Origin of the sequence: Longimicrobium sp., assembly GCF_036387355.1 — a bacterium.
Classification (GTDB): Bacteria; Gemmatimonadota; Gemmatimonadetes; order Longimicrobiales; family Longimicrobiaceae; genus Longimicrobium.
In genome coordinates, this window is sequence record NZ_DASVTX010000210.1 from 1 (window position 1) to 5,567 (window position 5,567).

At 65.3% G+C, this 5,567-nt stretch carries 7 protein-coding genes; all 7 read left to right on the forward strand.

Translation table 11 applies throughout. The features are described 5' to 3' along the window. The first annotated feature begins 147 nt into the window (after positions 1–147). The 7 genes from gyrB (at position 148) to VF665_RS09055 (ending at position 5,285) form a co-directional block, all read left to right on the forward strand. Positions 148–2,112 (forward strand): DNA topoisomerase (ATP-hydrolyzing) subunit B, encoded by a 1,965-nt coding sequence (gene gyrB, locus VF665_RS09025; RefSeq protein ID WP_331053088.1) that lies wholly within the window; start codon positions 148–150, stop codon positions 2,110–2,112. 215 nt (positions 2,113–2,327) lie between these two features. Next, positions 2,328–2,579 (forward strand): hypothetical protein, encoded by a 252-nt coding sequence (locus tag VF665_RS09030; RefSeq protein WP_331053089.1) that lies wholly within the window; start codon positions 2,328–2,330, stop codon positions 2,577–2,579. Between the two features lie 2 nt (positions 2,580–2,581). Further along, the gene (locus VF665_RS09035) at positions 2,582–2,872 is read left to right on the forward strand and encodes a hypothetical protein (protein ID WP_331053090.1); all 291 of its coding nucleotides are present in this window, start codon (positions 2,582–2,584) and stop codon (positions 2,870–2,872) included. Between the two features lie 230 nt (positions 2,873–3,102). Then, positions 3,103–3,453 (forward strand): type II toxin-antitoxin system RelE/ParE family toxin, encoded by a 351-nt coding sequence (locus tag VF665_RS09040; protein WP_331053091.1) that lies wholly within the window; start codon positions 3,103–3,105, stop codon positions 3,451–3,453. After that, on the forward strand, positions 3,450–3,731 hold the full coding sequence (locus VF665_RS09045) for a helix-turn-helix transcriptional regulator (RefSeq protein WP_331053092.1): 282 nt from the start codon (positions 3,450–3,452) through the stop codon (positions 3,729–3,731). Before VF665_RS09040 ends, VF665_RS09045 begins: the two co-directional genes overlap by 4 nt. A gap of 553 nt (positions 3,732–4,284) precedes the next feature. Further along, positions 4,285–4,917, forward strand: a complete 633-nt coding sequence (locus tag VF665_RS09050) for a lytic transglycosylase domain-containing protein (RefSeq protein WP_331053093.1) — start codon at positions 4,285–4,287, stop codon at positions 4,915–4,917. Between the two features lie 209 nt (positions 4,918–5,126). Further along, positions 5,127–5,285 carry a hypothetical protein gene (locus tag VF665_RS09055; RefSeq protein WP_331053095.1) on the forward strand — a complete coding sequence of 53 codons (159 nt, stop codon included), beginning with the start codon at positions 5,127–5,129 and terminating at the stop codon, positions 5,283–5,285. Positions 5,286–5,567 lie beyond the last annotated feature (282 nt).

A 5,567-nucleotide genomic window follows, 5' to 3' on the forward strand; every position in this document is an offset into this window, starting at 1 on the left:
GCCCCGACTCCCGCGCCGAAGCCGGACTTCGCACTTCCGCACCCCGCACTCCCGCACTTTCCCTGAACATTCGGGACAGCTTCGGGGTATGAATCCAAGCTGATGGCGGCCCGGCGGCCGCCGCTCCAACCGCACCAACCAGAGGCCATGTCTACCAACGGCGCCGAGAAAGACTACAACGCAGGACAGATCCAGGTGCTCAAGGGCCTGGAGGCGGTCCGCAAGCGCCCGGGCATGTACATCGGCTCCACCAGCGCGCGCGGCCTGCACCACCTGGTGTACGAGGTGGTGGACAACTCCATCGACGAGGCGATGGCCGGCTTCGCCACCTCGGTGGACGTCACCATCCACGCCGACGACAGCATCACCGTGGTGGACGACGGCCGCGGCATTCCCGTGGACGTGCACCCCACGGAAAAGCTGACGGGCGTAGAGATGGCGCTCACCATGCTGCACGCGGGCGGCAAGTTCGACAACGAGGGCGAGGGCTCGTACAAGGTATCCGGCGGCCTGCACGGCGTGGGCGTCTCGGTGGTGAACGCGCTTTCCGAGTGGCTGCGCGTGACCGTGCGCCGCGGCGGCAAGGTGCACGAGATGGCCTTCAGCCGCGGCGACAAGACACAGGAACTGCTCGTTACCGGCGAGGCCAGCACCACCGGCACCACGGTGTCGTTCAAACCCGACGCGCAGATCTTTGAGGAGACCGTCTACTCGTTCGACATCCTCAGCAACCGCCTTCGCGAGCTGGCGTTCCTGAACAAGGGCGTGCGCATCTCGCTTACGGACGAGCGCAGCGGCGACGGCCAGACGCCGCACCGCGACGAGTACCACTACGAGGGCGGCCTGCGCGAGTTCGTGGAGCACCTGCGCGGCACCCGCAAGCCGCTGCACGACGCCGTCATCTACATCGAGGCCAACCGCCCCGAGGCCGAGATCGAAGTGGCGCTGCAGTACGACGACGGGTACAACGAGAACACGTTCACCTTCGTCAACAACATCAACACCCACGAGGGCGGCACGCACCTCACGGGCTTCAAGGCCGCGCTTACCCGCAGCATCAACGACTACGCCCGCAAGACCGGCCTGTTCAAGAAGGGCGGGCTGGATTCGCTGAGCGGCGACGACGTGCGCGAAGGGCTCACGGCGGTGGTGTCGGTCAAGGTGCGCGAGCCGCAGTTCGAGGGGCAGACCAAGACCAAGCTGGGCAACAGCGAGGTTAAGGGCGCTGTGGAAACCGTGGTGAACCAGAAGCTCAGCGAGTTTCTGGACGAGACGCCGGGCGTGGGGCGCGCGATTATCGAAAAGGCGGTGTCGGCGGCGCGCGCGCGCGAGGCGGCGCGCAAGGCCCGCGACCTGACGCGCAAGAAGAGCGCGCTGGAAACCGGCGTGCTCCCCGGCAAGCTGGCGGACTGCTCCAGCAGCAATCCCGAACTCACCGAGCTGTACATCGTGGAGGGCGACAGCGCCGGCGGCAGCGCCAAGCAGGGGCGCAAGCGCGAGTTCCAGGCGATCCTGCCGCTCAAGGGCAAGATCCTGAACGTGGAAAAGGCGCGCTTCGACAAGGTGCTGAGCAACGACGAAATCCGCGCCATCATCACCGCCATCGGCACGGGGATCGGCGAGGACGAGTTCGACCTCAAGAACGCGCGCTACCACAAGGTCATCATCATGACCGACGCGGACGTGGACGGCAGCCACATCCGCACCCTGCTGCTCACGTTCTTCTTCCGCCAGATGCGGCAGCTGATCGACAACGGCTACGTGTACATCGCGCAACCGCCCCTGTACCTGGTCAAGAAGGGCAAGCAGGAGCAGTACGCCTACAGCGACGCCGAGCGCGACGCCATTCTGGCGCGCTACAAGGGCACGGGCGAAGACGGCAAGGAGCAGCGCGGCATTCACGTGCAGCGCTACAAGGGCCTTGGCGAAATGAACCCCGAGCAGCTGTGGAAGACCACCATGGACCCGGACGTGCGCACCCTGCTGCAGGTGTCCATGGACGACGCCGTGGAAGCGGACAGCGTGTTCACCAAGCTGATGGGCGAAGAGGTGGAGCCCCGCCGCCTGTTCATTGAGCAGAACGCCAAGTACGTCCGCTTTCTGGACGTCTGATCCCGCGACCGGCGGTACCGTACGGCGGGTGAGAAGCAAGGCCGAGGGGCGCTCCCCTCGGCCTTGCTTGCGCTGGTTGGACGGGCTCGTTCTCCGGGTGAGCTCTAAATCGGATCGCGCGTGGGGCAGCGCCGGCCGGGCAGGGCTGTACGAACCGCGCGCTGCACAATACGTTACGGGACAACACGAAATGTGTACCCGTGCCGAGGAACGCCATGCCGGGAGCCCGGTTCAACATTCAGCTCGATGATCGCCATGCGCGCACTCTGCGGACGCTTGCGGAGCGCACGCACGTGAATCCGGGCACGCTCGCCCGCTCGCTTCTCTGCGCCGCACTGGACGAAGCTGATCCGAGCGCGGCGAACATCGTGGCCTTGCTCGATTCCATTCCGGGCGCGATCGAGCGAGCGGAGCAGGGCCTGCGGCAGATCGAATCAGGCCAGGGAATCCTGCTCGATGAGCTCTGAGCATGGCGCGGATCGTAGTAGCACCGTTCGCCAGAGACGATCTCAGAGACCTCATTGAGATCCTGAAGCTCCCCAAGAACACTCGCTCCCGCGTGCGCGAGTTGATCCGGATCCTGGAGACGGCGCCGGAGGCAGGCGCTCCGCTCGAGGGTCGGTGGAAGGGGTTTCGCTTCATCCTTGGGCCGTGGCCTTGGATGCTGATCATCTACGCATACGACCACGACGCCGATCAGGTCAGCGTCGTTACCATCCAGGACGCCCGCCGCGCACAGGCTGCAACCACCAGTCGTTGAAGAAACCAGGCTTGATTTACCGCCCCGCGCCCGGGCGGCTGGATCGCTCTTCTGTAAGCCGCCAAGCGCGGGAAGTATCATGAGGCCGGGGAACCCACACTCCCCGGCCTCTGCTGTTCGTCCATACGAATGCCTGCTGGCTCGACTCCATTCGCCGACCGGCGTCCGTCGTTCGGGCGAGAGGAGCTTGACGCGGTGTACCTTGTGCGGTACACTGGAAGGAGTGTCTGATGGCGGAGGCACTCAAGAAAGTTCCTGCATCCTTCTGGCGCAGCAATACCGGAACGGAGCCAGTGCGAGACTGGCTGACCGGGCTGGACAAGGAAGACAGACGGATCATCGGGACGGACATCGCGACTGTGGAGTTCGGATGGCCGGTCGGGATGCCGACGTGCCGGCCCATGGGAGACGGTCTCTTCGAGATCCGGAGCAATCTGACGGACAAGCGGATCGCCCGGGTACTCTTCTGCTTCACCCAAGGCCGCATGGTTCTCCTGCATGGCTTTGTGAAGAAGACGCAGAAAACGCCGGACGAAGACCTTGAGCTCGCCCGACGACGCAAACGGGAGGTTGAACGATGACGAACCCGCACATCGGCAGTTCCTTCGAGGACTTCCTTGAGGAGCAGGGCATTCGTGAGGAGGTCGATGGCCTTGCTCAGAAGCGGGTTCTCGCCTGGCAAATCGAGCAGGCCATGGAGGCGGATGGATTGACCAAGGTGGACATGGCCAAGCGGATGCACACCAGCCGGACGCAGGTAGACCGCCTTCTGGATCCCGAGAACAACAAGGTGCAACTCGACACCATCCAGCGTGCGGCGCAAGCAGTTGGCCGTACCCTCAAGATCGAGCTGGTCTGATCGCGGATTCGGCGAGTGCAGAGCGCGGAGCGTTCCGCGACGGACCTCGCGCAGATGGATGGAGAGTAAGGAGTGATCGAGGCCCGCGGGGTGCACCCGCGGGCCTCGTCCGTTCTGCTCCTGAAGCACTGCCGAGGGTGGCGGTTCAGCCGAGGCCGAGGAACGCCATGAGTTCGCCGGCCGCGGACGACAGATGCGGCAACATCGCGCATCCATGAACGCCGGCGGCTGCGGGGGAAGTGGATGCCGCAGACGCCGCGAGCCGGCCCGGGGGCATGCTCCTTGTATCGGGTTCCACGGCGCAAATCGCATCCAGCAATGTAGATCCGCGCCGGGAATCCCGATTTCATCGACCCGACGGTACGGTTTGCATCCATCCCCGAACTGAGTGGCCCCGCGTGACTAGGGCCCGCTGGAAGTACCGGCGGCCCCCGCGGGAACGAGTCAGGAGAGATCGAACGTGAGCATGGACGAGAGCCGGGGTCCGCGCCGGGTAACAAACAGGCACGCCGCGCGTCCGAACAACCTTCGATCCATCATTCGCTCCCGCGGCGTGCAGGCGCTTCTGCTGGGGACGGCCGCGGTGCAGGCCGGCGCCACCCTTACTGGCGGCCTGCACGACGAGCGCGGCAAGGTGCGCCGCGGCGTGGTGCAGCAGGCGGTGCAGAACGGGGTGGCGCTGCAGATGGCGGCCAACGTGGTGCAGGTGCCCGTGCGCATTGCGCGCGCGGCGGCGCCGGGCAACGCCGAAGCCGCCATTGCGCTTGCGGAAAAATACCGCGCCATGGGCTACGAGGTGTCTGACGAACTGGCGCTGGAGATCTACGACGCGGCGGTGGAAACGGGGATCGACCCGGAGCTCGCCTTCGGGCTGGTGCGCACGGAAAGCGAGTTCAAGGACTATGCAACGAGCCGCGTGGGCGCCATCGGCCTTACGCAGCTCATGCTGCCCACCGCCAACTGGTTCAAGAAGGGGATTACCGAGATCGAGCTTCGCGAGTCCGGGACCAACCTGCGCATCGGCTTTCGCTACCTGCACGAACTGATCGACCGCTACGACGGCGACGTGGAGATGGCGCTCACCGCCTACAACCGCGGCACCGGCACCGTGGACCGCGTGCTGAAAAAGGGCGGCAATCCCGACAACGGCTACGCCGACAAGGTCCTGGGCCGCGACCTGGAGTAGCTGTTCCAGCTGTCCACGACGGAATCGTTCCTCCCATCTGATCACCGCCTCCCTCCCCGTCCCTCGCGCCTCTCGGACGTACGTGGGGAGGCGAATTTGCTCCCGTGACTGATGAATTCTGCTGTCCATTGTGTTAGATTGCGGGCGATGGGACTGTCGCCCGGCGGATCCCCATCGATCTTGATCGCGTTCTGAACAGGAGGCCATCGGTGAGCACAGATGCAATCTCCACCACCTCTGCGCCGGCAAACGTGTTCGCCGCGATGGGCTTTGCGGATGCAGGCGAACGGCTCGCCAAGGCAGAGCTCGCCAAATCCGCAAGGAAGTCGCGAGCCGCGGATGGATGGACGAGGCTGCTGGAGTCGTAATGGCGCTGCGCGGCCCGGAAGCCGCCGACCTCCTGCGCGGCCGTCTCGGGCGGTTCAGCATTCTTCGTCTGAAGGAGTGCCGGGCGGCGCTCGGCGGGTGAGTGTTCCGTGTTGACGTGCCGGAGAAGGGGCCGGAGAGCGTGACGCTCTCCGGCCCCTTCTCGTGATGCCACGGCCGACGGTCAGCGTGGTCGCGGGCGCTCGGCGAAGAGGATGCGGATGGCGGCAATGACGCCGATGAACAGGCCGAACGATCCGCCCATCATGGCGCCGGAGCCCACG